We start from the raw sequence: 24569 nt of genomic DNA on the forward strand, positions 1-24569 counted from the left end.
CAAAGTCACCGCGCCATGCGTTACCGTTTTTGCTGCCCCGCCGCCCTGCTGGGCGCGGCCCTTAGCCTAAGTGCCGCGGCGCAACCCACCAAGTCAGACGCGCAAGCGCGCAAGCTGCACGAGCAGGTTTTCACGGTGGACACCCACGCCGATACGCCGATGAACCTGGTGAAGCCGGGCTTCGACCTGACCAAGGACAACGACCCGGCCGAAGCCAAGCTCGACTTGCCGAAACTGAAGCGTGGCGGGCTCGATGCCGTATTTTGGGCCGTGTACATGGGCCAGGGGCCGCGCACGCCCGCGGGCAACGCCGCCGCCAAGCAAGAGGCACTCCGGATTTTCGAGGCTATCCACGCGGCCATAAAAGCACACCCCACCGAGCTAGCCCTAGCCACCACGCCTGCCGAGGGCGTGCGCATTCGCAAAGCCGGGCAACGGGCCATTTTTATCGGCATCGAAAACGGTTACCCCATGGGCCGCGACCTGGGCCTGCTGCAGCAGTACTACAACCTAGGGGCCCGGTACATGACGCTGTGCCACGGCACCAACAACGACCTCTGCGACTCGGCTACCGACCCCACCGGCCCCGAGTACCAAGGCCTGAGCCCCCTAGGTGTGCAAGCCGTAGCCGAGATGAACCGGCTGGGCATGATGGTGGATATTTCGCACACCTCCGACTCCACGTTCTACGATGTGCTGCGCGTGTCGAAAGCGCCCATTATTGCCTCGCACTCGGCGGCGCGGGCCATCAGCAACGTACCCCGCAACCTCTCCGACGACATGCTGCGCGCCCTGGCCAAGCACGGCGGCGTGGTGCAGCTCAGCTTGTTTAGCCCCTACGTGCGCCCCCTGCCGCCCGATGCCGCGCGCGATGCGGCCGTGCAGGCTTTTAATGCCAAGTGGAAGATCAAGAACTTCCTGAACGTGTACAGCCTGCCCGAGCCGGAGCAAAAGCAAGCCTTGGCCGAAATGGACGAGCTGAGCAAGCGCTTTCCGGTGCCGCTGGCCACCGTGCAGGACGCCGCCAACCAAATCGACCACATTGTGCGCGTGGCCGGCATCGACCACGTAGGCATCGGCGGGGATTTTGACGGCGGCACCGAGCTCGACGGCTTGCGCGACGTAGGCGAGTACCCCAACCTCACCATCGAGCTGGTGCGCCGCGGCTATTCGCGGCGCGACATCGAGAAGATTTGGAGCGGCAACCTGTTCCGGGTAATGCGCGCCGCCGAAAAAGCCCGCTCGGCCGCGCCGGCCGCTGCCGCCGGCAAGTAGCCCGCGGGGCACCTAGGGCGCAGCAGCGCCCGCGGGCGGGGCTACGCTTGCTGCTGCAGCCAGTCGTAGGCCGAGGCCAGGTCGTCGAAGGCGGCTACCACGGGGTCGGTTAGCAGCACGTGCAGCCGATCAAAGGTTTCGCGCCCGATGATGTAGTGCTGCGAGTACACCCACGCCACGTAGCGCAGGCCCACGTTGCGCACGGTGGGCAACCACTCGGTTAGGGCCCACTGCACGGCTTCTTGGTTGGGGTGCACCACCTGCGAAATATCGCAGAGCACCTTCTGGGTGTTGTCTTCGCGCAATACCTGCCCGATTATGGCGCAGCTTTCCTGCACTTGCGCCAGGGTAGGCGCGCCATACCACTCGAGGTACAGCCAATCCGTGAATTCGTCGTGCGAAAGAGCAAGCACCGGGGTTTCGTGAAGCAGGCGGGTAACCATGTACTGTGCGGCTTAAGTACGCGTTGGCGGAGCGGGCCGCAAAAATATGATTTTATAACTATTTGACCATGAAAATATTACAACCACCTATTATTTGGTTAGCGTGTGGCGCCTTCTGCTTGGTACCCGCCACCAAAAAGCCCCGGCGGGTGGCCGGGGCTTTTTGGTGGCGCGCTGTACTTGGGGTTGCGCAAGGCAGTTTAGGCCACGTTGGCCAGCCACGTTACCTTAAAAAAGCGCCGGTGCACCTCCAGGGCGCGCCAGAGAGCGTGGCGCACGGCCTCGGCCCCCACGGCGCGGGTAAGGCTGATGTCGTGGCGAAAAAACTGATCGGCCAGCCAGCGGGCGGTACGGGCGGTGCCCCACGATGCCCACAGCGGGTAGGGCAAATCCCAGCGCCAGGGCACATCCACACCGGGCTCTGGCTGTACCAGGAGGCAAATTTCGGCTACGGAACCACTGGTTTCTATAAAAGCGCGGACGCGGGAGGTTGAAGGAGTCATGGTTGGGGAGCAATGAACGGCAGATTAGAACGAAGCGCCGAACGGGCATAGGTGCCTGGGCCGGCCACCGCTGCTTCAACAAAGCAGGGCATTCGGCTGGAACTACTCACCGCATTCGGCTTGCACAGTCCAATGACTGGCTACGCCCGCCCAGCCCCACCGACGAGGCTGTTTGGGCACCCGGCTGGGCCACGGGGGCAAATTCCCGCAGGCCATCGGGAACGATTGTACGCAACCAACGCACTCTAGGCTACGCATTTGCGCATATTTTCGGCAAATACTCACCGCGGCCCTGGCTACCAGCGGTTGCGCTTGCTGCCCCGGCCCTTCGGCAAAGGCTGTCAGCTAGGCACCTAGGTTTTGTACAAGCTCAACCATTGCGCCACCCCCCAAAGGCACACCGGCCGCCCGCTGGGCAGCGGGCGGCCGGTGGTTGCGCGGCAGGCTACGCGGCGGTTGGTTAGCAGGCGCCGTCGGGGCCGCAGGCGGGGCCGTCGGCCAGGGGCACCACGGCCTTGGGCGCAGCGGGCTTAAACTCTTCGTGCACTTTCTCGAGCACTTCCCGGAAAAGCTCGGTGGGCTGCGCGCCCGATACGGCGTACTTGTCGTTGAACACAAAGAACGGCACGCCGCGCACGCCAATTTGCTGGGCCTGGTACTCGTCGTAGCGCACCTCCTGGGCAAACGCATCCGATGCCAGCGTGCGGCTTACCTCCTCGGCCTCGAGGCCCAGCTCGGCACCTAGGGTTTGCAGGGTGGCCACGTCGTCGATGTTCAGGCCTTCTTCGAGGTAGGCCTTAAACAGGCGCTCCTTGGCGGCATCCTGCCGGCCGTGCTGCGCGGCCAGGTGCACCAGCCGGTGCGCCCGAAAGGTGTTGGCCGGCACGGCAATATCAAAGTTGAAAGCGAGGCCCACCTCGGCGGCGTTCTGCGTCATATCGGCGCACATTTGGCGGGCCCAGGCCTCGGAGCGGCCGTATTTGGCGGCCAAGCGGCCGTACAGCTGCTCGCCGGGGGCGGTTTGGGTGTTCGGGTCGAGCTCGAAGCTATGCCACACCACCTCTACCTCGCGGGCGTGGGCAAATTGTTGCAGCGCCGCCTCAAAGCGGCGCTTGCCGATGTAACAGAACGGGCAAACGATATCGGACCAGATTTCTACTTTCATCGCGTGGGGCAAAACGGTTTGGTGGCAATAAGCCAATTGCCGGCCGAAAAGTTTACTACCGCCACCTAGGGCAAGGGCAAACCGAGCCAGCAGGTGCTTACCTTTCGGGCCATGCAACCTACGTTCAGCTTCCGGGCGCGCCTGCAGCCCAACGGCCTCGGCTTCATGCCCATGCTCATCCTGATTGTGCCCGAAGAGGTGGTGGAAGGCCTAGGCGGCAAAAGCATAAAGCGCGTGGTGGGCACGCTCAACGGCTTTGCCATTCGGCGGGGCCTGCTGCCCATGCGCACCGGCGAGCGGTACCTGATGGTTAGCAAAGCCCTGCTCAAGCAAGCCAACCTGCAAGTCGGCGCCGAAGTGGACATCAGCCTAACCGCGGACCCCGACCCCAACCACGTAGACCTGCCCGAGGAGTTTGCCGAAGGCCTGGCCGAGTGGCCCGAAGCCGAGCAAGCTTTTGCCCGCCTTACGCCGGGCCGGCAGCGCAACCTGGCGCACTACATTGGCACGGCTAAGCGCCCCGAAACGCGCATGCAACGCGTGCTGGGCGTGCTGCACCAATTGGCCACCGGCGGCAATCCGTTCCGGCCGCCCCAAAACCAGATTGCCTGAGCGCCACAGGCGTTTTTAGCTATCCATCAGCTGGTTGACCGGCTCCAAACTTAACCTAAACACCACACCTGAGCAGTAACCTTGCGCCGGCGGGTGGGGTACACCCCACTCACCATCGCGTTGGGTGCCATGAACCTACTGCTACTGTTTGGCTTGTTGGCGCTGTGCCTCTACGCCTTCCGCCATGGCGTCTGGAAGCGCGACCAATGGGCTGTTACGGGCCTGCCCAAGCCCGAACCTTCGGCCGCCGCCCGCTACCAACTCCGCGCGCCTCAGGCCTCGCCGCCAACCCGCCCCCACGACCCGCGCCTCAACTCGGTATTGCGCGACGGCTACCGCCCCCTTGCACCCGGGCCCGCACCCAGAAAACAGGCCGCACGGCCCGCGCCGGTACCGTTGGCCTAGGTTGCTGCGCTTCGCGGAACCGCTTGGGGCAGGCTGCTTGCAACGGCACGCGCTCCCGGCAGCAAAACGCCCGGCGCCGCCATACGTACCCTGTACTACGTGGCCGCACCACCCGTTTCTCTGTCGTTTGTTTCGTAGCGTATGCTCTCTACCCCGTCGCCCGTTTTCCCCATCGAGCGGCTGCAAGCAGCCCTCGATGCCGCCCGCGTGGGCGTTTGGGAAATGCTACTGCCCGAACGCCGGCCCGTGTGGTCGGGCCAGTGCAAAGTGCTGTTCGGCTTTGCCCCCGATCAGGACATCACCTTCGAGCAGGTAGTGGCCGCCGTGCACCCGCAAGACCGCCCCCGCCTGCAGCAAGGCGTGGCCCAGGCCTGCGACCCGGCCGGTACCGGCCGCTACGAAAACGAATACCGCGTGCTCGAGCCCGGCTACCACGGCCAGGTTCGCTGGATTCGCTCGGTGGGCAGCGCCATATTCAACCCCGAGCGCACGGCCGCCGTGCGGCTCCAGGGCTTTTGCATCGACGTTACGGAAACCAAACAAACGGCCGAGCGCGCGCAACAGCACCTGCAGCAGTTCGAATTTCTGGCCGAATCAATACCGGATATCCTGTGGGTGGCCCGGCCCGATGGCAGAATCACGTACTTAAACCACCAGTGGTCCGAGTACACGGGCGTTTCGTTGGAAGAAGGCCTCGAATGGGGCTGGGGCCCGGCCATGCACCCCGACGATTTGTCCACCACCATTGCGGCGCTCAACCGCTCGCTGCAATCGGGCCAGCCCTACGAAAAGGAGTTTCGGATGAAGTCGCGCACCGGCGAGTACCGCTGGTTTTTGGGCCGCGGCCTGCCCTTTACCGGCCCCGATGGCCACATTGTGCAGTGGTTTGGCACATGCACCGATGTGCACGAGCAACACACCCTGCGCGAGCAGCTCCAAGCCCGCGAGGCACAATTTCGGGCCATATCCAACTCCATCCCGCAATTGGCTTGGATGACCGAGCCTTCGGGCTACATTGTGTGGTACAACCAGCGCTGGTACGAGTACACCGGCACCACGCTCGAAGAAATGCAGGGCTGGGGCTGGGAAAAAGTGCACCACCCCGAGCACTACGAGCGCGTGTACCGGCGCTGGGAACAAGCCCTGCAAACCGGCGAACCGTGGCAGGATGTGTTTCCGCTGCGCAGCCGCACGGGCGAGTACCGTTGGTTTTTGTCGCAGGCGGCGCCTTTGCGCGATGCCGCCGGCAACATTACGCGCTGGTTTGGCACCAACACCGACATTACCGATTTGCACCAGCTGCCTCGGCCCTACCACCTGCCGGCGTTGTAGCCCAGAGGCCCGTAGCGCCCTGTGCCAGGGCTCAGCCCAACGTTACGGCGCCCGGCTACGTTTACGCTTGAAAACCTTGTGTAGCCATGGCCGAATCGGTTGTGATTTCTGAGCCTCACGGCGATGTACTGCTGATGCCGGACGTGCCCTGCGTGGCCGTACGGTGGCACAGCTTTGCCAATAGCGCGCAGTTTCGCTTGCTGATGGACGAGGCCCTGGCCTACTACACCCGCGAGGCACAGCAAACCTGGCCCCTAGGTTGGCTGCTCGATTTGCGCAAGATGAGCGCCCTGCTGCCCGCCGACCAATTGTGGCTCGAAACCGACTGGAACCCGCGCGCCTACAACATGGGCGTCCGGCACATCGGCATGGTGTCGTCGGACAACATTTTCGGGCGCATTGCCGCCCAGGTGTACGCGGCCAACACCACCGCCCGCGAAGATTACGCGCTGGAGCCCCACATTTTTGCCACTGCCGAAGAGGCCAAGCGCTGGGTGCGCCGCAATTTGTAAGCGGCGCGGGCCGCCCGCGCGGCGCCTTGCCGCTACCTTTGCGCACCTATGCGCCGCTGTATTGCTTTGCTTTTTGTTGCCTTGTCCGTAACGGCAGCTTCGTGCGTGGAACGCGTGTACCAAACCCGCGAAAACGCGCCCGCCGTGTTGCAAACCCACCAATCGGTGGCGGTGCTGCCGTTTCGGGTGCGCGTGGAGCGGCCCTGGCTGGCGGAGTTTACCTTCGACGACCTAGGCATTTCCGAAGCGGAGTTCGACCGCCGGCAGGCCGCCGAAATTCGTGCGCTGGCCTACGGCCTGCAAGGCGAGCTGGCTACGCGGCTGCAGCAGCCCGGCGGGCGCGTGCAGTTTCAGAACGCCGCCGAAACCAACCGGCGCCTAAGCCAAGCCGGTGTACCACCCGATAGCTTGCCCTACCGCAGCACCGAGGAGTTGCAACGCATTTTGGGGGTTGATGCCGTGCTGGCCGGCGAAACGCGCGTGGTGCAAACCTTGCCCGGCCCGGTGGCCCTGCTCCTGATGTTCACCGCTGCGCCCCCGGCTGCCGAAGCGCCGCCCAACGTGGTGCGCACCTACCTCTCGGTGTACGACGGCCGAACCGGCCAGCTGGCGTGGCGCTTTGAGCACGAGCAAACCGGCGCCCTGGGCATAGCCGCCAAAGGGCTGGGCAAAGAGCTGGCCCGGCGCGCCCGCACCTCCTGGCCCTACCGCCGGTAGCCGGCACCTAGGGCCCGCCGCACCACGGCAGCCGGTTGCGCGGGGTTTATTTCAACTGAATGGCCACTACTAACTCCTGGCCGCTCACCCGAAACTTGCACTCGTCGAATTGGGGCGGGGCCAGCTTGGGGCGCACGTTGTTGGAGAAGGCATACGGCTCGGTGGGTATGCCCATGAAGTTTTTGTCGAGCTTGTCGTTGTTGTTCACATCCTGGGTAATGGCCACGGCCCACTCGCCGTGGGGCAGTTGCACGGGCAGTGCAATACGGTCTTGGCCATCGGGGCGCACCACTTTAAAAAACGCGTATTGCTGCGGCTTCAGAAACGACTCGCGCACGTTGTAGAAGTACACCTTCACGGCCGATTGCTTTGAGGCCAGCCGAGACACCACCACCGTCACCGACGAGGTAGCCACCGGCGCGGAAGAAGCGGCGGGCAGCAGCGCCGCCAGCGGGTTGGCCACGGCGGCAACAAAAGCGAGCTGAAACAAAGTCATGAAGTGCGTACGAAAGGCCAGGTCATTACGAGCAAACCCTAAGCTACTAAATTTTAGCGCGTAATGCTCGGGTTTGTGGCAGCTCCGGCCAGCGCGCAGGGGCGGCTTTTCGCAAATGCCAACCCACCAAGCCGCAGTGCTCGCCTGCGGGCTGCGCCACTGCGCATTGGGGCTTGCCTTGCAGGTGCACCAGCTGGGTGCCCGGCGCGGAGCAAGCCGCCGCACCTAGGAGCCGCTAGCAGCGCTGTTCCAGCACTTGCTGCACAAACTTGGTGGCCAGGCGCAGGGTTTCGGCGGGGGCCTCTTTGTGCGGCGAGTGGGCGGCGCCGGGCAGCAGTACGCCGTGCGCTGGCCCGGCCACCTGCGCGGTAATGGCGCTTACTTGGGCCTCGGTGCCGTACTCATCATTGAGGCCTTGCAGCACCAGCACGGGGCAACCGATGCGCGGCAGGTAGGCCTCGATGTTCCAGCTGCGAAAAGCGGGCGCAAGCCAGGTATCGGCCCAGGCGGCAAACACGGCGTCGGTTTTGCTGCCGTGGTAGCGGGCCAGGCGCTCGGGCAAGTTGGTGCGGCGGTACTGCTGCTGCGCCTCCCGAATGCCGGCCAGGGTCAGGTCCTCCACAAACACGTGGGCGCCTTCGGTGATGACGCCCGCCACCCGCTCGGGGTACAAAGCCGCCGCAACCAGGGCAATGCTGCCGCCGTCGGAGTGGCCAAACAAAATAGCGTGCTCAATGCCTGCGGCCTCGAGCACTTGCCGCAGCACGGGGGCCTCCTGCTCTAGGTATTGATTGGTGCGGGGTGCGCCGTCAAAGCCCGATGACTGGCCGTAGCCGCGGCGGTCGTACACCAAAGCCGGGCAGCCGGTAGCGGCGGCCAATTGCGCCGGAAAATCGCGCCACAGCGCAATGCATCCCAACGAGTCGTGCAGGAAAACCAACGTGGGCCGCGGCGCGGCCGTTGCATTGGCGGGCAACAGGCGCCGCACGCGCAGGGTGTAGCCCCCGAGGTCTAGGTCGGTTTCGGTGCAGGTGAGATCGGCAGCGGTCATGGGCGCAAAATTACCCCACGCTGCGCAACCAGTTTTTGGCCTCGTCGATGTTGTCGAACAGGCGCATTTCAAGCAGGTCGCCGATGCGCATGTGCAAGTCTTGCAAGGAGAGCTGCCCGAAAATGCCCGGCGCCAACACCTGCGCAAAGTAGCGCAGCCCTGCCTCGATGGTGCGCGGCGTCCAGACCTGCGCTATCCAGTCGTTGGCTTCGGAAAACGGCCCCACCAACTCGCTGTGGTCGTTGAGGAGCTTAGCGCAAGGCTCGTCGCGCAGCATATCCAGGTAGGCCAGACCGCCTTCGGTTACGGTGCTCAGGGTTTGGATACCCGACCAGCGGGCGTAAATCCAGCCTTCGGTGCGGTTGCGCTCGGCCGTAAGGTACACGTAGCCATCGGGCCGATGAAAAGTAGTGGTGGTGATAGCGGCAAGTTGCATAGGGCGGTGGAGCGAGCGGGTTGCTGCCTTAAACGGAAGCAAGCTGCCGGAGGGCATAAACCCCAGGCAGCGCGGCAAATTAAGCGCCACGGATGCAGGCCCAGCAACTGCTATCTGGTTTTTAAGTCGGGGCCGCAGCCGCCCGCGCCGAGGCCGGTAGCTCAACCAAAGCAAAGCCCGCTGCGTAAGCTAGCATCCATTCGCCCTCTTTTCCACAACCAACACCAACGCCCGGCCGCTCCGCCTACCAGCGCAGCAGCCGGGCGTTGCGGTTACAAGCCTGGCTTGGTGGCCGCTGCTGGCCCGCCTGCGGCGTGGTTACTCCTTGCCTCTTGGCTCTTCGGCATCTTCCATTTTCGAAGCGTGGTAAATCTCGTCGAACAACAGCTCCATCTGGTACACTTCGGTGTTGGGGTTCATCGACCACTCCACGAAAGCGCGGGCATATACTTTTAGTACTTCTTCGCAACTGGTTTTGCGCAAAAAAGCAGCATGAAATTGCTTGAAGCGCTCGGCCAGCTCGGCGCGAGCGGCGGGCGTGTTGCGGTTCGTAAATACTATACCCGGCACAGATTGCTGTTGGCTCATCGCAAAGTAGGTGTATGACGGTAGCAGGAACGTTAAATATCTTCATACGCAAGTACTTATAAGAAGGTAACCTCGGGCGAAGGTTGCACCGCCCGCACTCGGTTTTAGGCCGTGTGCCGCGTGTGTAACGACCGCTGCCGGGAGCCCGCGCTTGCCTGCTGCCGGCCAACAGCGGTCTGCTTAGCTTAGCGTCATGTTTGTGCCCGCTTCGCCGCCTTCCTCACCTCCGGTTCGTTCCGCCGCTGCCCGCATCCGCTCCATCGTGAGCGGCTCCATCGGCAACCTCGTGGAGTGGTACGATTGGTACGTGTACTCGGCTTTTGCTTTGTACTTCGCGCCGTCGTTTTTCCCGCAGGGCAACCTCACAGCGCAGCTGCTCAACTCGGCTGCCATTTTTGCGGTGGGCTTTTTGATGCGGCCCCTCGGGGGTTGGCTGCTGGGCCTTTACGCCGACCGCCACGGGCGCAAAGCAGCCCTGCTGCTCTCGGTGCTGCTGATGTGCGGCGGCTCGCTGCTGATTGCCCTTACGCCCGGCTACCAGCGCATTGGCGTAGCAGCACCCGTACTGCTGGTGTTGGCGCGGCTGCTGCAGGGCCTGAGCGTGGGCGGCGAGTACGGCACCTCGGCTACGTACCTCAGCGAAATGGCCACGGCCCGGCACCGGGGTTTTTATTCCAGCTTTCAGTACGTAACGCTGCTGGCGGGGCAGTTGCTGGCCTTGCTGGTGCAGTTGGCTTTGCAGCGCCTGCTTACCCCTGCTGCCCTGCACGATTGGGGCTGGCGCGTGCCTTTTGCCATTGGGGCTTTGGCTGCCGTAGTGGCGCTGTACCTGCGCCGGAGCATGCACGAAACCGAGGCCTTTGTGCAGCAAACCGCCCACCCAGCCGCCGCCGAAAGCAAACTGCGCGCCCTGCTGCGCCACCCGCGCGAGCTGCTAACGGTGGTGGGCCTTACCCTAGGTGGCACCATTGCGTTTTACACCTTCACGACCTACGCCCAAAAGTTTTTGGTGAACACCGCCGGCTTCAGCAAGGCCGAGGCCACGCAAATATCGTTTTGGGCCTTGGCGGTGGCGTTGCTGCTGCAGCCGCTGATGGGCGCCCTATCCGACCGCGTGGGCCGGCGGCCGGTGCTGCTGTTTTTTGGCGTGGGCGCTACCCTGGGCACGGTGCCCCTGCTTACGCTGCTGGCCCAAGCCCGTAGCTCGTGGGCGGCGTTCGGGTTGCTGGCGGTGGCCATGGTGATCATGAGCGGCTACACTTCCATCAACGCCGTGGTAAAAGCCGAGTTGTTTCCGACGCACATCCGAGCCCTGGGGGTGGGCCTGCCGTACGCGCTTACGGTAGCCATTTTCGGCGGCTCGGCCGAGTACGGTGCTTTGCTAGCCAAAAGCCAGGGCATAGAAGCCGCGTACTACTGGTACGTAACGGCTTGTGCTGCCCTCTCGCTGTTGGTGTACTGGCGCATGCCCGATACCAAACAGACATCGAGGATTTAGGTATTGGGTATTGGGTATTGGGTATTGGGTATTAGGTATTAGGTATTAGGTATTAGGTATTAGGTATTAGGTATTAGGTATTAGGTATTAGGTATTAGGTATTAGGTATTAGGTATTAGGTATTAGGTATTAGGGTGTATGACCGTTCGGGCGCCGGGTTGCGCCCTTTGGCTCCTTTTTCTGTTTTTTAACTAACTACTCAATACTTAGTACCAACCACCCAGTACCAAATACTCACTACTAAATAGCCAATCTACATCTGGCGCAGCCAGGCGCTGGCGGTATCGATGTCGTCGAACGTTAGCACGAGCGGGCGCTCCGTGTGGCTCATCATCAAGTCGGTGGAGAGGCGGCTGTACACGTTGGGCGAGTACACCCAGGCGAAGTACTCCAGGCCGGCCGCGGCCATGGCCGGAAACCACACCTTGCCGCCCCACTCCGAAGCATCGGACCACATGCTGGTAACGTTGCGGTTGTCGTTGAGGACTTTGTGGCAGCGCTCCTGCTTCAGGCACTCGAGCATTTGCAGGCAGCCGTTGCGCACCGAGTCGAAGTCTTGGTCGCCGGTCCAGTCGACGTACAGCCACTCGTTCAGGTAATCGTAGGCAATGGCAACGTGGTTGTTCTGGTAAATCGTTTTCAGGGCCATGGGTGCAGCAACTGATGCCTGGGGGGCCGCAAAGCTAACAGCCTGCGGCACGATGATTCAACCCCGGCACAAACAAGCGCCATCGGCGGGCCCGGCCGGGCCTAGGGCGTGTGGGCAGTAGCGCGGAAATCCGTTGGCTACGCCGCCATATGCTCCGCGCTACATCTTCACTGCTGTGCCTACTCTCCACACGCCCTAGGTTAATTGCGCTCCTTCACCGGAAATTTATCGAGGATATCGCGGGCCGATTCGGCAAACCGCTCGCCAGCGCGGTTGGGGTTGGTTACGGCATCGAGGATGGAGCCGCGCCACACGAGGTTGTTGGTTTTGGCATCCACGAAATCGAGCACCAGCATGCCCTCTTGGTAGCGCTCGGTGCGGTAGCCGCTGGGCGCCTGGTACCAGTAGGTGTAGTTTACCGGCACCAGAAAGCCGCGGTAGCGCACCAAATAAGGGTAGCTCACGGGCACGGCTGGGTTGGGTGGGTTGGCCACGGTGCGCTCGGACTGCTCCACGTAGAGGTGGTAGGTGAGGTAGAAATCGGGCTTGCCGGCCGCCACCGGCGTAATGCCGCGCTTGGCCAACTCCGTTTCAATGGCTTGCCGAATGGTGCCGTCCTGCAGCTGGCTGCGCAACGCGGGGCCCTGGGTGCCGTCGGTTTTCACCTCGGTTTCGGCCCAGGCAAACGTGCGGTATTGGTTGAAGTTGACGCCCTCGCGCTGCTGCACGCTCACCGACGAGCAAGCACCTAGGCCGCCCAGCAAGCCCAACACCACGGCCAGTATTCCAAAATTCAGGCGCATAACAGTAGTAGTTGATTGGTACCGTATGCATGTACTGCGCTGGCTAGCCGCAAGTTGTGTTGCCCTAGGTGGCTGGCGGCCGATCAAATGAAACACGCCTTGCGTATGCCGGAGGGTATGACGATGAAACGCTTGCTGATGATGCTTTGGCTGGCTGCGGCAGGGGCCGCAAGCAGCCGCGCCCAAACCAGCCCCGACCGGCGCTTTGCCGAGTTGCCCAAACCCCAAGCCGGCGAGGCCGTGGCCACGTTTGCCGGCGGCAGCTACTGGAGCACCGAGCCCGTGTTCGAGCGCCTGAAGGGAGTACGCGCAGTGGTGGCCGGCCACGCCGGCGGCACCGTGCCCAGCCCCACCTACGAGCAGGTAAGCCGCGGGGGCACGGGCCACGCCGAATGCGTGCAGGTGTATTACAACCCCACCGTAATTAGCTACGCGCGCCTGCTGCAGGTGTTTTTTGCGCAGCACAACCCCACTACCCTCAACCGCCAGGGCCCCGACGAAGGCCCGGAGTACCGCTCGGTGGCGTTTTACCGCACCCCGCAGGAAAAGCAGCTGATCGAGGCCGAAATCAAACGCCTCAACGACTCGCGCCGCTACCCCACGCGCGTGGTAACGCAGGTGGTACCGTTCCGGGCGTTTTACCCCGCCGAACGCTACCTCCAAAACTACTTCGGCAACCATCCCGAGCACCCGTACAGCCGCATTGTGGCCGCGCCGCGCTACCAAAAAGTGGCCCAAGAGTTTCCGGAGTTGCTGAAGCCTGCGCCCTAGGTGCGCCCGCGCCGCGCGCCCGCCGGGGCCTTGCTAACGCCCGCGCTCCACGGCCAGCACCGCTGCGCCCGAGCCGGGCTGGCCGCCTGCGCCCAACCCTTGCACGCCCACCCGAAACGCCCCTAGGTCGTCGGAGGTGTAAAAGCTAAGGGTGGCCTGGCCGGCGGCGTTGGTGCTTACGTTGGGCGCCCAATACAGCGTGGCGCCGCGGTAATCGGGGTGCGAGCCAGCCGGCATCTGGTAGCGCGGGGCATAAAACTCGCGCGCCTGGTAATAGGCCGGCACCGTGGCGCGCGCCACGCCCGGAGCGTAGCCCGACGAGGCAGTAGAGCCGCCGCGCTTGGTGTAAAACGCCATTACGCCGTGGGCGCCCTGCGTGCCAAACATGGCGGCCGATGCTCCTTTGAATACGTCGACCGACTCAATTTCCGAAGCCGGAATACCAACAATGGCCCCGACATCTGTCGGCATGCCATCGAGTAGAATGAGCGGTTGCGACGAGCCCATAATGGAGCCCGCACCCCTGATCTGCACGGTGGTTTGCATGGCGTTGCCGGCTATTTGCACGCCGGCAATGCGCCCCTGCAGCGCCAACAGGGCGTTGGGATAATTATCGAAGCCCGGGATGGAGCTGGTTTTGAGCATCACGTCGGCCCCGGTGAACACGCGGCGCGGGTCGGCGGGCACGGGTTCGCGGCGTCCTTTGATGGTAACGTTGCCGAGCATGATGCGGCGGGCGGTATCGGGCCCAAACTGCCGGTCGATGGACTGTTGCCGGCGGCTGCGCTGCAGCAAGCTGGCCGCAAGCGCCGCATCGGGCAGGAGAGCCGGCGGGTACAGGCCCGCCACGCCCGCCCACCGCTCGGCTATCTTCAAAGTAAGCTGCGGGCTTCCCTTGGGCGTGCGGGCCTGCACCACCACGCGGGCAGTGTCCTGTCCGCTGAAGCCCGTAAACAGAAACCGCCCCTGGGCGTCGGTGGTGCTGGTGGTGAGGTTGTTCAGCGCGTTTCCGATCAGCAGGGTCAGCTCGCTTTGGGCGGCGGGCTTGCGTTCGGTACGCCATACCTGGCCGCTCAACGACAAGCTGCGCTCCAGGGCGTACTCGCCCGCCGGGAGCGGGTTGCCCAGCAGTTGCGGCCACACAAAGCGGCGCCAGCCCTGCGTCAGCATCAGATGATCGAGCGCCTGCCGCGTTTCGGGGGCGGCGTTGCGGAAGTAGTAGGCCGGGTCTTCCACGTAGCCGCGCAAATCGGAGGTCAGCAGCAGGTGGCTCTCGATGGTGGGCGCGGCGGGGTACTCCAGGTCAGCGGCCGCAACAGCCAACGACAGCTGCGCCGGCACGGGTTGGCCGCTGGCGTCGCGGGTTTCGAGGGCCAGGGTTACTTGCTGGCGCGGGCCGTAGCTCGTTTTATCGGGCCGCACGGTTATGCGCAGGCCGTTTTGCCGGTTCACGAAAGCCAGCCGCTCGCAGCGCGCTACGCCCTGGGCATCGAACAACGTAAAGTGCGCAATGCCCGACGGAAACCGCTCGATTGGGATGCGGCTGCTGAGCACCTCGCCGTTAGCCAGCGCCGATTGCCCCACGTACACCACTTGGCCGCGCACGTGCACCACCAGCGTAACGGTTTCGGGCGGGGCGGCAGTTTCGGGTACTTTGCGGGCCATCCGGATGCCCATTTGCGTGGCCGCGGGCTCTAGGTGCAGCAGCAACCCGCTCGGCTGCGCCTGCGGCATGGCGTGGGTACTGGTGCTGCCATCGGGCCAGGCCACGCGGGCGGTGTACGCCTGCCCGGCTTCGGGCGTGAAGGTAAGCGCGCCCATGCCCGCGTGCAGGCTGGCAAAGCTGGCCACGGGCTTGCCGGCGGCGTTTAGCAGTTCGCCCCGCACGGCCAGGCCGCGGCTTTGCGCGTCGGTGGCTTTAAAGGCCAGCACGTTGGGCAAGCCGCCAATCAGCTGCCCGCCCTCCGGAAACACCTGGAAATCGGGCTTGGCGGCAGCAGCGGGTTTGCGTTTGGCGGCCGGCTTGGCGCCCAGCACCGGCAAACTCTGGCTGAAGAAATAATCGGGCCCGGCGTTGCGCATCCAGTTGGTGTAGGCGCGCACCGTATACGCGCCCTGCACGGCGCTGTCGGGCAGGGCCAAGTCGCCGGCGGCGGTGCCGGCGGTAAGCTGCAGGGTACGGCGGGCCACCACCTGCCGGTCGGGGCCCACCAAATCCACGTACAGCACGCGGCTTAGGGTATCGGGCAAGTGCTTGGCGGCATCAACCACGTAGGCCTTAAACCACACCAGCTCGCCGGCGGTGTAGTAGCCTTTGTCGAGGTGGAGGTAGCTTTTTTCGGGGGCGGTGACTTGATAAAAACCCGTGAGCTTGGCGAGGATTTGCTGCACCAAAGCCGGCTCGGGCGCGGCAAAGGCCGAAGCACCTAGGGCTACCGCGCTGCCGCTGGCCAGCACCCAACGCCGCCACTTCGTACGATACTTAATAAACATTCAGCAAGGGTTGATCGGGGTACGCTAATAAGTTGGCGGCGAATAAAGCAGCCGCCCCGTTAGCCCCCAAACCTTGCCGCTGCTTTATTTACCGCCGCGCCTGTCGGCCGTGCCGGGCCGTGCGCTGCCTAAGCGCACGGCCCGGCACGCCCAAGCGACCGGGCCAAAGCTTTGCTGCTGCGCAGCGCTTGCGCCAGTCCCTGCCAAGTGCCTTGGCCGTGGCCCCGCCCCGCCACCTAGGGCAGCCGGCCAAGAGCATTGCATCGGCCAAGTGGCATGGTGGTGCGCCACCTCAGCCGGGCGCGGTTTGCAGCACAAGGCCGCACGGCCGGCTTATGGCGCGTTGCCCCCATACGGCAGCACCGGCTCGCCACACGCTTCCTCCTGCAAAGCGGCGCACTTCACTCACTAGGTGCCGCGGGTTGTTGCCGGAAGACGCAGTGTTGGCAAGCCGGTGCTCGGCGTTGCTGAGCTAGGAAAGGGTTACTTGGCCTTGCGGATGTAGATGTTGCCGTTCATGGTTTGCATCATCACCTCGGCGCCGCCGCCGTTGATTTTGCCGTACGTCCAGTTGTCGGTGCTCACGCGGTACACACCGTCTTTGCTGCTGCGGTTTACCTTGGGGGCGCTGGCGTCCACGGCCATGTCGAAGTCGCTGTAGATTTCTCCGCGGTCGGATTTCAGCTTGAACGCCGCTTTGGTTTTGGCCGGCAGCGTTACATCGAGCTTGCCGTTGACGCTCGAAAAGGCCATCGGGGCGTTGGGCGTTACGTCGCGGAAGCTGGCCACCACGCGGCCGTTTACCGTGCTTACCACGGCCGAGCCGGCCACGTCGTCGAGGGATATCGAGCCGTTTACGTTCGAAATTTCCAGCTCGCCGGCCACGTTCTGCACCAAAATGTCGCCGCTGTTCACGGTGCTCACCTGCAGCGAAAACTGGCGCGGCACTTTCACGGTGAAATCGATGGGACGCTGCCACGAATCGGAGTTAACGTACACGTGGTTGTTTTTCTCCTGCGCGGTAATGTCCATGCCTTGCACCTGGGAAAGGCGGCGCATGCCCCCGCCCTCTGGCCCGCCGGTGGGCGGTGTGGGGCCGCTGGGCGGACCCGGAGGCCCCGGCGGGCGGCCCGCACGGCTGCCACTGCTGCGCGGCGCGGCTTCAATCAGTACTTCTTTGCCGCTGTAGCCGGCTACCGTAATGGAGCCGCCAACCAGCTTGAGGTGCAGCACACCGGGCTTGCCGGGCGAGCTAAGTGCCACCGACATCTGCTCTTTGTTTTGGGCGGCCAGCGGGCCGGCCCAACCTAGGCAAAGCAGGGCCAGCAAGAATTTATAGGCGAAGGATTTCATCGGGTTTGTTGCTTAACGGTAACGTTACCGTTGATGGTCTCGAAGCGGAAATCGGCACCGCCCTTGCCCAGCCGCACGGCTGTTTCGCGGCTCAGTTTGTATTTGGTGCCGTTGCCGTTGGCCTGCTGGTTTTGCGACACGCGGGCGGGCAGCACCTCGGTTTTCGGAAAGTCGGTGTACATCTCCCCGTGCATGCTCTTGAAGTACAAGTCGCCGGAGGTATTGCTGGGGTAGCTCACCACAATGTCGCCGTTGATGGTGTGGTAGGAGGCCGAGGTGGTGGGCGCCGCGGCGTAGCTTACCTCCACTTTGCCGTTCACGGTGTGGGCCAGCCTCAGGGCATTGGCGTTGCTGATGCGGATGCTGCCATTTACGTTGCGGGCCTGTAGCGGCCCCGATACATCCTGCACCACCACTTCGCCGCCGTTTACGGTACTCACGCGCACCTCCATGCTGGCGGGCACTTTCAGCACGTAATCGAACTCGTACTGGTAGTTGGGGCGGTCGGAGCTATTGCGGTTGTTCCAGTTGTCGCTGAAGCGGCCGCCCGAGGGTTGGTTGCGGCGGTTGGGGCGCGAGTCGTGCGGGCCGGCTACGTACAGCAGCACGCTGTCGCCGCGCTGCTCAAAGCCGGGTTGGGCTTCCTTCTTGCCTTGCTCAAGCAGCTCGGGCGTATCGGCCTTGATGGTTTTGGTGATTTCGACCACCACGCTCTTGCCGCTGTAGCCCTGCACCGATACGGAGCCCATGATGTTGTAGAGGGCCAGCGTGGCGCGGCTCGCGTCGCCGCTTAGGGCAAACTCGCGCTTGATCTGCTCTTTGCTTTCGCGGCCTTGCGCAAGCAACGAGCCGCTAGGCAGAAACAGAAGTGTCAGAGCCAGGCTGAATATGGATGCGGTTTTCATTGGTTTTCGGTTGGGCTGAGGGGTCGTTGGGCCGACCGGTGGACAAAGACTCAATGCTTTGCTCGATTTTGCTTTTTACTTGCTCGTTCAGGTCGTCCTGCTTCAGGAGCTTGCGCAGCTGGCGCACCGAGCGGGGGTCTTGCAGTTGCACCATCACATCGGCCATGGCAGCCTGCACGAGCGGCGACTCTTGGCGAGCCAGCGAGCGTACCAGCCCTTGGCGCACGATGGGGTCGTTGGCGAGGCTGGCCAGCACCTCCAGCGTGGCGAGGCGCACGTTCACGTTGGGGTCGTGGTTGAGGGTACTGAGCAGGGCCTGCACCACCCGTTCGTTGCTGGGAGCCAGCTCTTCGGCGTAGCTCACGGCCCGCAGCCGCTGCACGGCCGAGGGATTATCCAGAAGGGCCAGTAGTTGGGCTTGCTCGGCCGATTGTTGCGGCGCGGGCGCCGTGGCCACGGCTTCGGTGTTGGGGCCTAGGTCGGTGGGTTCGGTGCGGGCTTTCAGGAGGTAGCCGCCAGCCAAGCCTACCACCAGCAGCACCAGGCTGTAGGCGAGGCGCAGGCCGTACTCGGGCTGCCACCACTCGCGCAGGCGCTGCACCACGGCCTGCACCGACCACCGCTGCTTGCGCTCCGCCTCGGCCCTGAACTCGGCCAGCATGTTGTAGAAACCGGGGCGCAGTCGCTCGCTGGGCTCGGGCACGGGCAGGCTGCCCATGGTTTGCCACAGCTGCCACAGGGCGGCTTGCTGCTGGCGGCAGTCGGGGCAATGGGCCAGGTGGGCCGCCATTACCTGCGCTTCGGCGGGGGATAATTCGTTGGCAAGCCAGTCCATCAACCCCTCTTGCACGCTCTCGCAGTTAGTGAACTTTGCTTCCATTTTCCAGGGTCAGATATATGTTTTTGAGTTGGTTGAGGGCCCGGTGCGCGCGCACCTTCACGGCCCCCACCGTGGTATCGAGCAGCTGCGCTATCTGCTCGTATTTCAGCTCCTGAAAGCGGCTCAGCACGAGCACTTCCCGCTGATCGGCACTTAGCCGTGCCATGGCTTTGTGCAGCAGGTCTACCTCCTGCTCCTTGTGCAGGCTGGCGTCGGCCGCCGTGCCGCCTGCAATTTTCTCGGCGTAATCGGCCACGTCGTGGTGGTGCGCCGAGGGCTTGTTCTTCTTCGCGGCATCGGCTAGCACGTTGCGCGCGAGGTGGTACATCCAGGTCCGGAACTCGCCCTCGCCGGTAAAGGTGTGCCGGTACTTGAGCATGCGATAGAACACGGTTTGCACCAAGTCTTCGCTCGTGGTGGAGTTGCCGCTCGAGTGGTAGAAAAAAGCAAACAACGGCCGGTGGTAGCGCTCGAATAGCAACCCCATCTTATCGACCTGCCCCTCCTTCACTTGGAGCATTAGCGCATTGTCGGTCAGCGAGTTCAAGGATCAGAGCGATGAGTAGGTGTCGTATTCGGGTGTGGAAACTTCGCCTTTTGGGCAAGGTTACAGCCCGAGTATAGATTTTTTTTGACGCGTGCTGTAGCGCGACGTCCAGTTGCAGCTCTCAGATAGTAAAATCGACAACGGCTCGAGGCACCTGCCCCGAGCCGTTGAAGTATCTAACATAGGATCAACCGTGCTGGTAAACGCGGACTGAACTGAAAGTCGGCGTAGCCAAATCCGCGCTACACCGCCGCAGGTGCCTATAAAGCACAAGCCCGCCGGCAACCTAGGTTGCCGGCGGGCTTAGTGTTTTTGTGAGCGTGTGGTGCCTAAGCAGAATTACTTCGGCAGCATCACTTTGTCGATTACGTGAATCACGCCGTTGCTCTGGTTCACGTCGTAAGTCGAGATAGTAGCTACGTTGCCCGATTCGTCGGTGATTACCACGTTGTTTTTGCCGTTCATTTGGGCTACCAGCGTGCCGCCGCTAACGGTTTTCAGCGAAGCTTTGCCTTTGCCGGCCTTGATAGCTGCCATCAGCTTATCAGCCGTCATGTTGCCGGCTACTACGTGGTAGGTGAGCACCTTGGTAAGGGTGGCTTTGTTTTCGGGCTTCAGCAGGTTATCAACGGTGCCGGCAGGCAGGTTTTCGAAGGCATCGTTTACCGGCGCGAATACCGTGAAGGGGCCTTTGCCTTGCAGCGTCTCAACGAGGCCAGCTGCTTTTACGGCGGCTACCAGCGTGGTGTGGTCGGCTGAGTTCACGGCGTTTTCTACGATGTTCTTGCTCGGCAACATGGCCTTGCCACCTACCATTACGCTGTTGGGCGACATCATGGCTTGGGCCGAAGCCGAGTGAGCAGCTACACCAAGAAGGGCTACCAGGGCGAGAGAGAAGAAGTTCTTTTTCATGGTTTGGAACAGGAGAGAATGAATGTGCCGGAACCTACGGGGGCCGCTTTGCTAGCGGATTTCGATGCCCCGAAAATTCTTGGCACAAACCTCTTCAGCGCCTCGCCATCAGCTGTTTAAATTCCTATATCGAGCACCAGTGGCTGCAGCACCCAGCCTCCGGTACGGGTATCGTACACAAAGCGCAGGCCCGTTTCGAGGGGGGTACGCAGGCGCAGCACGTTGAACACCACCGTGGCGCTGAGTCCTAGGTTTTGGTACGAGCGCGAGCCCACGAAGCGCCCCTCCACGTTGCGGCCATGTGCCCAGTCGGCAAAGCCCGAGCCCGTGAAGCGCTGCACGTACAGCCAGCGGCCAAGCGCCCAGTGCGTGTCGGCCAAGGGCAGGCGGTACTCGATGCTGGCCGTGCGTAGCCGATCGAAGCTGACGTAGCCCGAACCGCGCGGGAAAAACACGGCCGGCGCAAACTGGTACTCGCGCTGCTGCTGCCACTGGTAGCCGCCGCGCACCCGAATGTTGTGGTGCTTGCCGATGCCAGGAAAATACACGCTGCCCTGCACCGCCCACTGCGAGGCCTCGAGCCCGCGGCCAAACGGCGTGGTGCGCCCCGTGGCCAGCAGGCTTTGCCCCCACCTAGGACCCACATCGCGGGTGCTTTGCTTGAGCACGCGGGCGTAGCTTATGCTGCCCTGCACGCCGTTGAGCGGACTGTTGGGCCCAACCTCGGTAATGCGCCGCACGGGCAGGTTATAGTCGCGCACTTGCTCGTGCAGGTAGTAGGCACCTAGGGTAAGTGCCTGCAGGTACTTGGAGCGCGTGAGCGTGAGCGGCAAGCGTAGGCCGGTGGTTAGGCGGGTGTAGCGCCACCGGTCGCGGTACACGTCGCCTTCGTACAGAATGCCGGCGTTGCGGCCGCCGTGCTCAATATCGAGGTCGAAAACGGGGTAACGCCCTTGGTAGCTCACGCCCCCGAAAAAGCCCGCTGTGCGCTCGGCCTGGTCGAACGACACGCCGGCAATGGCTTGCGTGGTGTTCAGGAAATCCTGCGACCGAACACCTAGGCTGAGGCTATTGCCCGCGGGGCTTTGCACCAACCCCCAACCAAATACATTGAACGCGTGGCGCAGCGGCGAGTAGGGCCGCACGGCGTAGGCCTTGCCCGAGTCGGCGGGGGCTGCGAGCTGGGGCAGCAAGCGCCGGGCGCCGGGCTCTTGCGCCGCGAGTTGCGCCGAGTACAAGCGGGCCGGATCGGCAGTGGCTGCGGGTACCTCGCGCCAGGTGGCGGGGTCGAGCGGCATTTCCATCACGCGGGCACCCTGTGCGCGGTAATCGTGGAAAGCCAGGCGGCGCCCGTCGGGCGACACGGCCGCGTGGTAGGCGCCAAATGGCCGGCTGGTAACCTGGTAGGTGCGCCCCGTGCCGGTGTGCACGGCGTGCACGTTATCGAGGCCCGACTGTGGCGCGTTGTACAGCACGTACTCGCCCCAAGGCTGCGGGTTGCTGAGGTTTACGTTGGCTACCGGCAGCAGCTCCCGCACTTGGTTGGTGGCGGGGTTTATCAGCTCAAGGGTTTTGCCCTCGGCCCGCAGCACTACCGCCACCAATTGCTGGCCATCGGGGGTAAAGCGGGGCTGGATGTAGAGCTGATTTTTCGGGTTAGGCAGGGTTTGCAGCACCTTGCCTGTGGCGGCATCGAGCAGCACCAGCGCGTGGCGGTAGCTTTCGTCGGTTTGCGTGGCTACAAGGCGGGTGCCGTCGGGCGAGAGGGCCGCGGCGGTGTAGCGGCTGCCTTGGGTGAGGCGCGTGAGGCGGCCGGTGCCCAGGTCGAGCAGGCGCAACTCGGTAAAGATGCGCTGCCCCCACCGCGGGTCGAAACCGTACTCGGGCCACACGGCTTTGCCCGCCGCCACCGACAGCATTTCGGGCCAGTTCAGCTGCCCCAGCACAAACACTTTTTGCTCGCGGCCATTCCGGCCGAGGCGCACCAGCTGGGCAATGTCGCCGAGGCCGGTTTTCAGGGCCAGCACGGTGCTATCGGAGAGGTACTGCGGAAACTCGTACTGCGTGAACACTTTTTCGGTGGCCTCCACGGGCAGGTCGCGGCCAGTGGTGAGCACCAGCTCGCGCTGCTGGGCGCGCCACGTCGAGTCGGCCTCCTGCATGCTGCGCTGGTACAGTTGCTCCACGCGCAGGCCGGTTTCGCGGCGGATGCTGCGCGAAAACGAATACGGGTAGAACGGAAAGCGGTAGTACCGATCGAGCACCCGGTCCCACACGTCGGGGCCGTGGTGGTTTTTCAGGTACGAAGTCATGAAGTACCCGAGCACGTACCAGTTGGGCACAAAGTCGCGGTACGAGCCATTCACGGCTTTGGGGTAGCTGTAGCGCCGCCCCGAAAGCAAGTTGGCGCGCATGCCCACATCGAAGCTCGGAATGCGCCCGCGGCCGCTGCGCGTGAGGGCCGTTTCGGTGCCCACGGCGTCGCCCTCAAAAAACCACGGCGGCACGCCTACCGAGGCTACACCTAGGGCGCCCTGGCCAAGCAGCGGCACCAGCAAGCGACCAACGCCCTGCCGGGCCTTATCGAACTGGCCCACGTGCCGAAACTCGTGCACGGCCAGCTGATCAAGCCAATCCAAGGTACCCAAGCTCATGTCCTGCGGCGGCACCACAAAAAACTCGGAGTGGCGCGGCAGAAACGTAACAAACCCGTTGCTGACGGTGGTTTGGTTTTGCAGCACCACGGTAATGGGCCGCGCCGTTACGCCCAGCGTGGCCGAGCCCACGGCGTGCACCTGCTCGAGGCGGCGGGCGGTGCGCTGCGCAGCCGAGTCGAAGCCCTGCGGATAGAGCACGCTGAAGTGCGGCGTGCGCACCTGCCGCCACTGCAGCGAGGGCGGGTTTTGCTCGAGGATAGGCAGCGACTGCGCCGAGGCCGAAAACGCGGCTACCGCGGCCAGGCCGCAAGCGCCGAAAAAGGAGAAGCGAAGCATCGGTAGTAAAGCTGCGGCGCAGCGGCGGCATTTGCAACCTAGGCGCCGGGCTTGGGCCTCTTAGGCACGCAAGCAAGTGGTTGCCCCCGGCGGCCTAACTTGCGGGCCGCGCCGGGCGCACCATTCGGGGGCGGCCGGCGTTGGCTTGCTACCATACGCATTTTCCTTTTTCGTCTTTTCGTCGCATGAAAAACTGGTTTGCCTTTTTGCCTTTGCTGGCCGCTTTCGGCTGCTCCACGCCCGAGCTGCCGCAACCCCAGCCTGGCGGCGCCCTCGAGCAAAGCCAAGTGTACTCGATCAGCTACAGCAAGCAAGCCGCCAACGGCCAGCCCGTGCAGCTCGACGACGCCCGCATTGAGGTGTATACCGCCGAGCCCGAAGCAAGCAACGGCACTTTTACGCTGAAACCCTACGCGCTGCGCACCACCTACACCAACGCGTCGGCCTCGCCCGTGCTGATTGATTTGCCCGCCGTAACCACGTACGCCGGCGGCCCGGCGGCCAAGCTGCGCTTGGTGCTCTCGAGCAGCGCCCGGCCCGCCGCTGGCCAGGTGCTCGATGTGCACGTGTACCAAGGCCGCACCGAGGTGTTTGCCGCCCAGCACACCGGCGCTTCGGCCCAGCAAAACGGCAGCCGCTACGAAACCATTGCCGACTACAGCATTGCGCCGCTGTAGGCCCGGTGCTGCCGCTTACGCAACCGCCCCGCGCGGCGCTGTTTAACGGCGCTGCGCGGGGCGGTGTCCTAGGTGGCTACATGTGGCGCAGCCACGAGGAGGCTGTGTCCAGGTTGTCGAAGGTCATCACGATGGGCTTGGTGGTGTGCTGCAGCGTGAGGTCGGTGGAGAGGCGGCTGTAGACGTTGGGCGAGTACACCCAGGCGAAGTACTCCAGGCCGGCCGCGGCCATGGCCGGAAACCACACCTTGCCGCCCCACTCCGCCGCGTCGGCCCAAATGGTTTGCACCTGCCGGTTGTCGTTGAGCACCTTGCGGCAGCGCTCCTGCTTCAGGCACTCGAGCATTTGCAGCGCCCCGGCTTGCACGCTGGTCAAATCCTGATCGGGGCCCCAGTCAACGTACAGCCAATCGTTCCCAAAATCGTAGTAAATGCTGATGGTAGCATCCTCGTAAAGAGTGCGGAGGGCCATGGAGCAGGCTAAAAACGAGACGAATCTGCTTTAAACGGAATAGTTGAGCTAAGGTTGCGCCGCTGCAGGCGCTGGCCGCGA

26 protein-coding genes are annotated in these 24569 nt (G+C 63.5%); 9 read left to right on the forward strand and 17 right to left on the reverse strand.

Features of this window, described 5'->3' with window-relative positions; translation table 11 throughout:
- The first annotated feature begins 15 nt into the window (after positions 1-15).
- Complete coding sequence (locus D3Y59_RS11045) at positions 16-1275, forward strand: dipeptidase (protein ID WP_119445102.1); 1260 nt, start codon at positions 16-18, stop codon at positions 1273-1275.
- Positions 1276-1316: 41 nt separating this feature from the next.
- Here D3Y59_RS11045 and D3Y59_RS11050 read toward each other — a convergent pair whose 3' ends face one another.
- The 3 genes from D3Y59_RS11050 to D3Y59_RS11060 form a co-directional block, all read right to left on the reverse strand.
- Positions 1317-1718 carry a hypothetical protein gene (locus D3Y59_RS11050; RefSeq protein WP_119445103.1) on the reverse strand — a complete coding sequence of 134 codons (402 nt, stop codon included), beginning with the start codon at positions 1716-1718 and terminating at the stop codon, positions 1317-1319.
- Between the two features lie 200 nt (positions 1719-1918).
- Positions 1919-2221 carry a hypothetical protein gene (locus D3Y59_RS11055; RefSeq protein ID WP_162910695.1) on the reverse strand — a complete coding sequence of 101 codons (303 nt, stop codon included), beginning with the start codon at positions 2219-2221 and terminating at the stop codon, positions 1919-1921.
- A 460-nt stretch (positions 2222-2681) separates the two neighbouring features.
- Positions 2682-3386, reverse strand: coding sequence for a DsbA family oxidoreductase (locus tag D3Y59_RS11060; protein ID WP_119445105.1), 705 nt, complete (start codon positions 3384-3386; stop codon positions 2682-2684).
- 111 nt (positions 3387-3497) lie between these two features.
- Between D3Y59_RS11060 and D3Y59_RS11065 the strand changes: the two genes are divergently transcribed.
- The 5 genes from D3Y59_RS11065 (at position 3498) to D3Y59_RS11085 (ending at position 6964) form a co-directional block, all read left to right on the forward strand.
- Positions 3498-3998, forward strand: a complete 501-nt coding sequence (locus D3Y59_RS11065; protein WP_119445106.1) for a YdeI/OmpD-associated family protein — start codon at positions 3498-3500, stop codon at positions 3996-3998.
- 129 nt (positions 3999-4127) lie between these two features.
- Positions 4128-4403: a hypothetical protein gene (locus D3Y59_RS11070; protein ID WP_162910696.1), complete on the forward strand. Its 276-nt coding sequence runs from the start codon at positions 4128-4130 to the stop codon at positions 4401-4403.
- Positions 4404-4544: 141 nt separating this feature from the next.
- On the forward strand, positions 4545-5735 hold the full coding sequence (locus tag D3Y59_RS11075; protein ID WP_119445108.1) for a PAS domain-containing protein: 1191 nt from the start codon (positions 4545-4547) through the stop codon (positions 5733-5735).
- 86 nt (positions 5736-5821) lie between these two features.
- Positions 5822-6247 (forward strand): hypothetical protein, encoded by a 426-nt coding sequence (locus D3Y59_RS11080; RefSeq protein ID WP_119445109.1) that lies wholly within the window; start codon positions 5822-5824, stop codon positions 6245-6247.
- Between the two features lie 66 nt (positions 6248-6313).
- Positions 6314-6964, forward strand: coding sequence for a hypothetical protein (locus D3Y59_RS11085; protein WP_205590825.1), 651 nt, complete (start codon positions 6314-6316; stop codon positions 6962-6964).
- A gap of 46 nt (positions 6965-7010) precedes the next feature.
- Here the strand turns inward: D3Y59_RS11085 and D3Y59_RS11090 are convergent, their stop codons facing one another.
- From D3Y59_RS11090 to D3Y59_RS11105, 4 genes are all read right to left on the reverse strand, one after another.
- Positions 7011-7460 (reverse strand): DUF2141 domain-containing protein, encoded by a 450-nt coding sequence (locus D3Y59_RS11090; protein ID WP_119445111.1) that lies wholly within the window; start codon positions 7458-7460, stop codon positions 7011-7013.
- Positions 7461-7695: 235 nt separating this feature from the next.
- The gene (locus tag D3Y59_RS11095) at positions 7696-8511 is read right to left on the reverse strand and encodes an alpha/beta fold hydrolase (RefSeq protein ID WP_119445112.1); all 816 of its coding nucleotides are present in this window, start codon (positions 8509-8511) and stop codon (positions 7696-7698) included.
- 10 nt (positions 8512-8521) lie between these two features.
- A complete protein-coding gene (locus D3Y59_RS11100) occupies positions 8522-8947 on the reverse strand; it encodes a hypothetical protein (protein ID WP_162910697.1) in 426 nt (141 codons plus the stop codon).
- Positions 8948-9265: 318 nt separating this feature from the next.
- A complete protein-coding gene (locus D3Y59_RS11105) occupies positions 9266-9535 on the reverse strand; it encodes a hypothetical protein (RefSeq protein ID WP_119445114.1) in 270 nt (89 codons plus the stop codon).
- 193 nt (positions 9536-9728) lie between these two features.
- Between D3Y59_RS11105 and D3Y59_RS11110 the strand changes: the two genes are divergently transcribed.
- The gene (locus D3Y59_RS11110; RefSeq protein WP_119445115.1) at positions 9729-11033 is read left to right on the forward strand and encodes an MFS transporter; all 1305 of its coding nucleotides are present in this window, start codon (positions 9729-9731) and stop codon (positions 11031-11033) included.
- A 253-nt stretch (positions 11034-11286) separates the two neighbouring features.
- Here the strand turns inward: D3Y59_RS11110 and D3Y59_RS11115 are convergent, their stop codons facing one another.
- Both D3Y59_RS11115 and D3Y59_RS11120 read right to left on the reverse strand, forming a co-directional pair.
- Positions 11287-11682: a hypothetical protein gene (locus D3Y59_RS11115; RefSeq protein WP_119445116.1), complete on the reverse strand. Its 396-nt coding sequence runs from the start codon at positions 11680-11682 to the stop codon at positions 11287-11289.
- Positions 11683-11882: 200 nt separating this feature from the next.
- The gene (locus D3Y59_RS11120) at positions 11883-12485 is read right to left on the reverse strand and encodes a DUF4136 domain-containing protein (RefSeq protein ID WP_119445117.1); all 603 of its coding nucleotides are present in this window, start codon (positions 12483-12485) and stop codon (positions 11883-11885) included.
- Between the two features lie 117 nt (positions 12486-12602).
- Here D3Y59_RS11120 and msrA point away from each other — a divergent pair, with 117 nt between their 5' ends.
- Positions 12603-13256 (forward strand): peptide-methionine (S)-S-oxide reductase MsrA, encoded by a 654-nt coding sequence (msrA, locus tag D3Y59_RS11125; protein WP_317127402.1) that lies wholly within the window; start codon positions 12603-12605, stop codon positions 13254-13256.
- Between the two features lie 33 nt (positions 13257-13289).
- Here the strand turns inward: msrA and D3Y59_RS11130 are convergent, their stop codons facing one another.
- The 7 genes from D3Y59_RS11130 to D3Y59_RS11160 form a co-directional block, all read right to left on the reverse strand.
- Positions 13290-15749, reverse strand: coding sequence for a TonB-dependent receptor plug domain-containing protein (locus tag D3Y59_RS11130; RefSeq protein ID WP_119445119.1), 2460 nt, complete (start codon positions 15747-15749; stop codon positions 13290-13292).
- Positions 15750-16232: 483 nt separating this feature from the next.
- Complete coding sequence (locus D3Y59_RS11135; RefSeq protein ID WP_119445120.1) at positions 16233-17102, reverse strand: DUF4097 family beta strand repeat-containing protein; 870 nt, start codon at positions 17100-17102, stop codon at positions 16233-16235.
- Positions 17099-18007 carry a DUF4097 family beta strand repeat-containing protein gene (locus tag D3Y59_RS11140; protein ID WP_162910698.1) on the reverse strand — a complete coding sequence of 303 codons (909 nt, stop codon included), beginning with the start codon at positions 18005-18007 and terminating at the stop codon, positions 17099-17101. Before D3Y59_RS11140 ends, D3Y59_RS11135 begins: the two co-directional genes overlap by 4 nt.
- Positions 17955-18887 carry a HEAT repeat domain-containing protein gene (locus D3Y59_RS11145; protein ID WP_119445122.1) on the reverse strand — a complete coding sequence of 311 codons (933 nt, stop codon included), beginning with the start codon at positions 18885-18887 and terminating at the stop codon, positions 17955-17957. The genes D3Y59_RS11140 and D3Y59_RS11145 overlap by 53 nt, the downstream gene beginning before the upstream one ends.
- Entirely contained in the window at positions 18868-19407 is a 540-nt protein-coding gene (locus D3Y59_RS11150; RefSeq protein WP_119446435.1) for an RNA polymerase sigma factor, read from the reverse strand. Before D3Y59_RS11150 ends, D3Y59_RS11145 begins: the two co-directional genes overlap by 20 nt.
- 366 nt (positions 19408-19773) lie before the next feature.
- On the reverse strand, positions 19774-20346 hold the full coding sequence (locus D3Y59_RS11155) for a fasciclin domain-containing protein (RefSeq protein WP_119445123.1): 573 nt from the start codon (positions 20344-20346) through the stop codon (positions 19774-19776).
- A 116-nt stretch (positions 20347-20462) separates the two neighbouring features.
- Positions 20463-23339, reverse strand: coding sequence for a TolB-like translocation protein (locus D3Y59_RS11160; RefSeq protein WP_119445124.1), 2877 nt, complete (start codon positions 23337-23339; stop codon positions 20463-20465).
- A gap of 185 nt (positions 23340-23524) precedes the next feature.
- Between D3Y59_RS11160 and D3Y59_RS11165 the strand changes: the two genes are divergently transcribed.
- Positions 23525-24016, forward strand: coding sequence for a hypothetical protein (locus D3Y59_RS11165; RefSeq protein ID WP_119445125.1), 492 nt, complete (start codon positions 23525-23527; stop codon positions 24014-24016).
- A 76-nt stretch (positions 24017-24092) separates the two neighbouring features.
- On the opposite strand, the gene D3Y59_RS11170 is transcribed toward D3Y59_RS11165, so the two are convergent.
- Positions 24093-24488 carry a hypothetical protein gene (locus D3Y59_RS11170; protein ID WP_119445126.1) on the reverse strand — a complete coding sequence of 132 codons (396 nt, stop codon included), beginning with the start codon at positions 24486-24488 and terminating at the stop codon, positions 24093-24095.
- Positions 24489-24569: the final 81 nt, after the last annotated feature.

This window comes from Hymenobacter oligotrophus, assembly GCF_003574965.1.
GTDB lineage: Bacteria > Bacteroidota > Bacteroidia > Cytophagales > Hymenobacteraceae > Solirubrum > Solirubrum oligotrophum.

Bases quoted from the DNA above. Each gene is read 5' to 3' on its own strand.
- D3Y59_RS11150 (WP_119446435.1), bottom strand. From the start codon at position 19,407: ATGCTCCAAGTGAAGGAGGGGCAGGTCGATAAGATGGGGTTGCTATTC.
- D3Y59_RS11160 (WP_119445124.1), bottom strand. From the start codon at position 23,339: ATGCTTCGCTTCTCCTTTTTCGGCGCTTGCGGCCTGGCCGCGGTAGCC.
- D3Y59_RS11165 (WP_119445125.1), top strand. From the start codon at position 23,525: ATGAAAAACTGGTTTGCCTTTTTGCCTTTGCTGGCCGCTTTCGGCTGC.
- D3Y59_RS11050 (WP_119445103.1), bottom strand. From the start codon at position 1,718: ATGGTTACCCGCCTGCTTCACGAAACCCCGGTGCTTGCTCTTTCGCAC.
- D3Y59_RS11100 (WP_162910697.1), bottom strand. From the start codon at position 8,947: ATGCAACTTGCCGCTATCACCACCACTACTTTTCATCGGCCCGATGGC.
- D3Y59_RS11105 (WP_119445114.1), bottom strand. From the start codon at position 9,535: ATGAGCCAACAGCAATCTGTGCCGGGTATAGTATTTACGAACCGCAAC.
- D3Y59_RS11110 (WP_119445115.1), top strand. From the start codon at position 9,729: ATGTTTGTGCCCGCTTCGCCGCCTTCCTCACCTCCGGTTCGTTCCGCC.
- D3Y59_RS11115 (WP_119445116.1), bottom strand. From the start codon at position 11,682: ATGGCCCTGAAAACGATTTACCAGAACAACCACGTTGCCATTGCCTAC.
- D3Y59_RS11170 (WP_119445126.1), bottom strand. From the start codon at position 24,488: ATGGCCCTCCGCACTCTTTACGAGGATGCTACCATCAGCATTTACTAC.
- D3Y59_RS11140 (WP_162910698.1), bottom strand. From the start codon at position 18,007: ATGAAAACCGCATCCATATTCAGCCTGGCTCTGACACTTCTGTTTCTG.
- D3Y59_RS11075 (WP_119445108.1), top strand. From the start codon at position 4,545: ATGCTCTCTACCCCGTCGCCCGTTTTCCCCATCGAGCGGCTGCAAGCA.
- D3Y59_RS11045 (WP_119445102.1), top strand. From the start codon at position 16: ATGCGTTACCGTTTTTGCTGCCCCGCCGCCCTGCTGGGCGCGGCCCTT.
- msrA (WP_317127402.1), top strand. From the start codon at position 12,603: ATGACGATGAAACGCTTGCTGATGATGCTTTGGCTGGCTGCGGCAGGG.
- D3Y59_RS11090 (WP_119445111.1), bottom strand. From the start codon at position 7,460: ATGACTTTGTTTCAGCTCGCTTTTGTTGCCGCCGTGGCCAACCCGCTG.
- D3Y59_RS11070 (WP_162910696.1), top strand. From the start codon at position 4,128: ATGAACCTACTGCTACTGTTTGGCTTGTTGGCGCTGTGCCTCTACGCC.
- D3Y59_RS11095 (WP_119445112.1), bottom strand. From the start codon at position 8,511: ATGACCGCTGCCGATCTCACCTGCACCGAAACCGACCTAGACCTCGGG.
- D3Y59_RS11135 (WP_119445120.1), bottom strand. From the start codon at position 17,102: ATGAAATCCTTCGCCTATAAATTCTTGCTGGCCCTGCTTTGCCTAGGT.
- D3Y59_RS11080 (WP_119445109.1), top strand. From the start codon at position 5,822: ATGGCCGAATCGGTTGTGATTTCTGAGCCTCACGGCGATGTACTGCTG.
- D3Y59_RS11060 (WP_119445105.1), bottom strand. From the start codon at position 3,386: ATGAAAGTAGAAATCTGGTCCGATATCGTTTGCCCGTTCTGTTACATC.
- D3Y59_RS11055 (WP_162910695.1), bottom strand. From the start codon at position 2,221: ATGACTCCTTCAACCTCCCGCGTCCGCGCTTTTATAGAAACCAGTGGT.
- D3Y59_RS11120 (WP_119445117.1), bottom strand. From the start codon at position 12,485: ATGCGCCTGAATTTTGGAATACTGGCCGTGGTGTTGGGCTTGCTGGGC.
- D3Y59_RS11065 (WP_119445106.1), top strand. From the start codon at position 3,498: ATGCAACCTACGTTCAGCTTCCGGGCGCGCCTGCAGCCCAACGGCCTC.
- D3Y59_RS11145 (WP_119445122.1), bottom strand. From the start codon at position 18,887: ATGGAAGCAAAGTTCACTAACTGCGAGAGCGTGCAAGAGGGGTTGATG.
- D3Y59_RS11130 (WP_119445119.1), bottom strand. From the start codon at position 15,749: ATGTTTATTAAGTATCGTACGAAGTGGCGGCGTTGGGTGCTGGCCAGC.
- D3Y59_RS11155 (WP_119445123.1), bottom strand. From the start codon at position 20,346: ATGAAAAAGAACTTCTTCTCTCTCGCCCTGGTAGCCCTTCTTGGTGTA.